The organism is Paraclostridium sp. (assembly GCF_051656405.1).
Lineage (GTDB): Bacteria > Bacillota > Clostridia > Peptostreptococcales > Peptostreptococcaceae > Paraclostridium.
Genome location: NZ_JBOGBV010000029.1, coordinates 1 through 4,191, shown reverse-complemented (window position 1 = coordinate 4,191; position 4,191 = coordinate 1). Strand labels below are relative to the sequence as shown.

The window sequence follows — 4,191 nt, the reverse complement described above, 5'->3', positions numbered from 1 at the left end:
CAATAGCATTTAATATAGCGTGGTATGAACAAAAGGCAGTAATAGTATTATTATCACTATTATACCTAGGGGTAAAAAATATACACTTAGGACCAACATTACCAGCATTTTTATCACCAAATGTAGCTAAAGTATTAGTTGAAAACTTTGGTATAGGCGGAATAACAAACGTTGAAGATGATTTAAAAATGTTTTTAGGATAATTTTATAGAAAAGGATAGTTTTACTTATTGTAAAGCTATCCTTTTTTTATAATAAAGAGCTATGTAGACGTGATATATATTTTTATATTAATTAATAGAATGATTCAAATATGATAAAAACATAATTAAAATATTAATTATATAGCTATATTTTAAAAAAATTGTGAAATACTAACATTGTTATTAAAATTTCACAAGGAGGAATTTTTATGGAAAATAATATGGCTATGGAATACCCAATGTTTTGTTATCAATGTGAGCAAACAGCTGGTGGCAAGGGTTGTACTAAGGTAGGGGTTTGCAGCAAAACACCAGAAATTGCAGCTCTTCAAGACTTGTTGATATATCAAATTAAAGGAATAAGTTGTTATGCAAAAGAGTTAATAGATAAAGGGGAAAAGATAGATAAGGAAATTGTAAGCTTTGTTGAAAATTCTTTATTTACTACTCTTACAAATGTAAACTTTGATGGAGATGTACATGAAAAAATGCTTAGACAATCTCAAGAAATAAAGCAAAGTCTAAGAAGTAAAGTTCCAAGTTGTTCTAATTGCTGTGAACAAGCTGAATATAATTTAAGTGATACTAGAGATCAAATGTTAAAAGATGCTAAACGTGCAGGAATAATGTATGATCAAAATTTAGACCCAGATATAAGAAGTTTAAGACAAACAATAATATACGGTTTAAAAGGAATATCTGCATATGGACATCAAGCTAGAGAATTAGGTTATTTTAACGACCAAGTTGATGAATTTTACTTTAGAGCATTAGCTGCGACAACAGATGATAAATTATCTGTTAATGATTTAATAACGTGGACTCTAAGAACTGGTGACATGAGCGTTGCAGTTATGCAAAAACTAGATGAGGCAAATACAACTATATATAAAAATCCTTCTCCTCATAAAGTAAATGTTCATATTAAAAAAGGTCCATTTATTATAGTTTCAGGACATGATTTAAAAGATTTAGAAATGATTTTAAAACAAACTGAAGGAAAAGGAATAAACATTTATACTCATGGAGAAATGATACCATGCCATGGTTACCCAGAACTTAATAAATATCCTCATTTAGCAGGAAATTTTGGTGGGGCTTGGCAAGATCAGCAAAAAGAGTTTGATAATATACCAGGTTGTATTTTAATGACTACAAACTGTCTTATGAAGCCTAGGGATTCATACAAGGATAGAATATTTACTACGAGTGTAGTTGGATGGGATGGAGTAAAATACATAGGCAAAAATGCTGATGGAGAAAAAGATTTTAGTGAGATTATAAATAAGGCATTAGAATTAGGTGGATTTAAAGAAGACCAAGAGCCACACGAAATTTTAGTTGGATTTGGTCATAATGCCACTTTAAGTAATGCTCCAGCCATAATTGATGCAGTAAAATCAGGTAAATTAAGACATTTCTTCTTAATTGGAGGGTGTGATGGAGCAAGACCTGGAAGAAATTACTATACAGAGTTTGCTCAAAAAGTACCTAAAGACTGTATAATACTTACTCTAGCTTGTGGTAAGTACAGATTTAATAAATTAGACTTTGGAGAAGTTGCTGGATTGCCAAGACTTTTAGATGTAGGACAATGTAATGATGCCTACTCAGCTGTAAGGATTGCTTTAGCATTAGCTGATGCTTTTGACACTGATGTAAATAGCTTACCGCTATCTATAATTTTATCTTGGTATGAACAAAAAGCAGTAGCAGATTTATTAGCGCTATTGTCTCTAGGAATAAAAGGAATATACTTAGGACCATCAATACCGGCATTTTTAAGTCCTAATGTACTTCAATATTTGGTAGACACATTTAATTTACAAACTATAAGTACTCCAGATAAAGATTTAGCATCTTGCTTAGAAGTTCCATCTAAATAAATTAATTAAATGTAACCAGAGTTACGTAAATTTATTTATATAAAGTTTATAATATATACAATATAATATTAAAAATTTAAAAAATACTATTTTAAAATTAAAATAAAAGGAGACAAAAATATGAAAGCATTTGTAGATAGAGATGGGTGTATAGGATGTCAAGCGTGTGCAGGAACTTGTCCAGAGGTATTTAGTATGGATGACGATAATATATCAGTACCTATAAAAGAAGATATACCTGAAGAAGTATTAGATTCAGCAAAGGATGCTAGAGATGGTTGTCCAGTTTCTGTTATAAGCATAAAATAATTTATATAAAGGAGCGATTACCATGATAACTAAAGATACTATAATAGCAGATATAATAAAAGCTAAACCTAATGCAGCACAAATACTTATGAATTATGGAATGGGATGCATAGGATGCCCTTCAGCTCAAATGGAAAAGTTGGAACAAGCATGTGAAATCCATGGATTAGATTTAGAAAAAATATTAAAAGAACTAAATGAAGCATAAGCATAAAAGGATTATCAATTTATTTGGTAATCCTTTTGTTTAATACAATTTACATTAAATAGTGTAACCAGCGTTACAGAAAATAAAAATTAAATACTATATAATCTAGATATAGAGAGTTAAGAAAAAATGAAACTTTAAAAGTGTATTTAAAATACTTATTTAAAAATAAAGTTTTGATAAATATAGGAGGTTTTATTATGAGCTTATTTTTAGGAAAAATTCATTACTGGTTGTTTAACAAAATACTTTGGTTTGAAGATTTAGAAAGTGAAATAATAAAGTTAGCAGAGGTTGAAGGACTAGATATAGAAAAGCTAACTAAACAAATAAATTTAAATTATGGAGAAAAATTAGAAAGCAAAAACTTAGAAGATATTATTGATACAGGAAACATACATGGATGGCTGCAAGAAAAAATACATTCATCAGAAGGAAGAATGGCAGCATGGACATCTAAAATTTTAGTAGATAATCCAGACTCGTTGAAAAAAATAGAAAATATTTATAGACATCAAGGGGTAAAAGCTGGTAAGGAAGTAAGTTCTGTACAAAATATTACTAATGCAAAAGAAATATATAATAGTATAAATGATTATATACTAGATGGAATGCCATGTGATAGAGTAAACGAGGTAATTGTTTTAGAAGATGATGCTGTAAGATGGAAAAGAAGAATATGTGTGCATAAAGAAATATGGGATAATGAGAATGTAGATGTTAATGTATTTTATAATCTTAGAGATTTATGGATAGTATCATTTGTCAACACCATAAACAATAATTTTGAATATACAAAGACTGATGATGAGAATTATGTAATCAAAAAATATAAAAATTAAAAATAGTAACTTATGTTACTGATTCAAAGTAAATTACATTATATAATGTGTATATAAAATAAACATTTAAAAAATTGGAGGAATATTTATGGAAAATAAAATGTTTTGTTTTCAATGTCAAGAAACAGCAGGATGTACAGGATGTACAAAATTTGGAGTTTGTGGTAAATCACCAGATTTAGCTAGAATGCAAGATCTTTTAATATATACAACTAAGGGATTATCAGAGGTTACAACAAGACTTAGAAAAGAAGGTAAAAAAGTAAGCAGTAATGTAAATCATTTAATAACTATAAATTTATTTACTACTATCACTAATGCAAACTTCGATGATGAAGTATTTTATGCAAGAGTAAAAGAAACATTAGAAAGAAAAGAAGATTTATTAGCACAATTAAGTAATAAATATAATTTATCAGAAGCAGCATTATGGAATGCAAGTTCAAATGCAGAAATGGATGTTAAAGTAAGTATATTAAGTAAAATTAAAGATGTAATATTAGGAAGTGGAAAAGAATTAACACCTGATGATATAAACAAATTATTAGATGAAAAATCAACTAAAGTTGGAGTTTTAGCAACTAAAGATGAAGATATAAGAAGTTTAAGAGAATTAATAATATATGGATTAAAAGGCTTATCAGCATACATGAAGCATGCTAATGCATTAGGATATGATGATGAAAAAATAAATGCATTTATGCAATCAACTTTAGCTAAGACTTTAGATGATAGCTTAAGTG

Annotated in this window: 4 protein-coding genes and 2 pseudogenes; all 6 read left to right on the top strand. The window is 28.3% G+C overall.

The annotated features are described in order from the left end of the window. Positions 1-203: pseudogene (locus tag ACRDDE_RS04295) on the top strand (hydroxylamine reductase); the annotation flags it as partial. Between the two features lie 209 nt (positions 204-412). Further along, on the top strand, positions 413-2,089 hold the full coding sequence (hcp, locus tag ACRDDE_RS04290) for a hydroxylamine reductase (protein WP_438625760.1): 1,677 nt from the start codon (positions 413-415) through the stop codon (positions 2,087-2,089). 120 nt (positions 2,090-2,209) lie between these two features. After that, a complete protein-coding gene (locus tag ACRDDE_RS04285) occupies positions 2,210-2,398 on the top strand; it encodes a ferredoxin (protein ID WP_021430562.1) in 189 nt (62 codons plus the stop codon). Between the two features lie 22 nt (positions 2,399-2,420). Continuing rightward, the gene (locus tag ACRDDE_RS04280; RefSeq protein WP_025163153.1) at positions 2,421-2,606 is read left to right on the top strand and encodes a DUF1858 domain-containing protein; all 186 of its coding nucleotides are present in this window, start codon (positions 2,421-2,423) and stop codon (positions 2,604-2,606) included. A gap of 200 nt (positions 2,607-2,806) precedes the next feature. After that, positions 2,807-3,448: a hypothetical protein gene (locus tag ACRDDE_RS04275; protein ID WP_438625758.1), complete on the top strand. Its 642-nt coding sequence runs from the start codon at positions 2,807-2,809 to the stop codon at positions 3,446-3,448. Between the two features lie 88 nt (positions 3,449-3,536). Then, positions 3,537-4,191: pseudogene (locus ACRDDE_RS04270) on the top strand (hydroxylamine reductase); the annotation flags it as partial.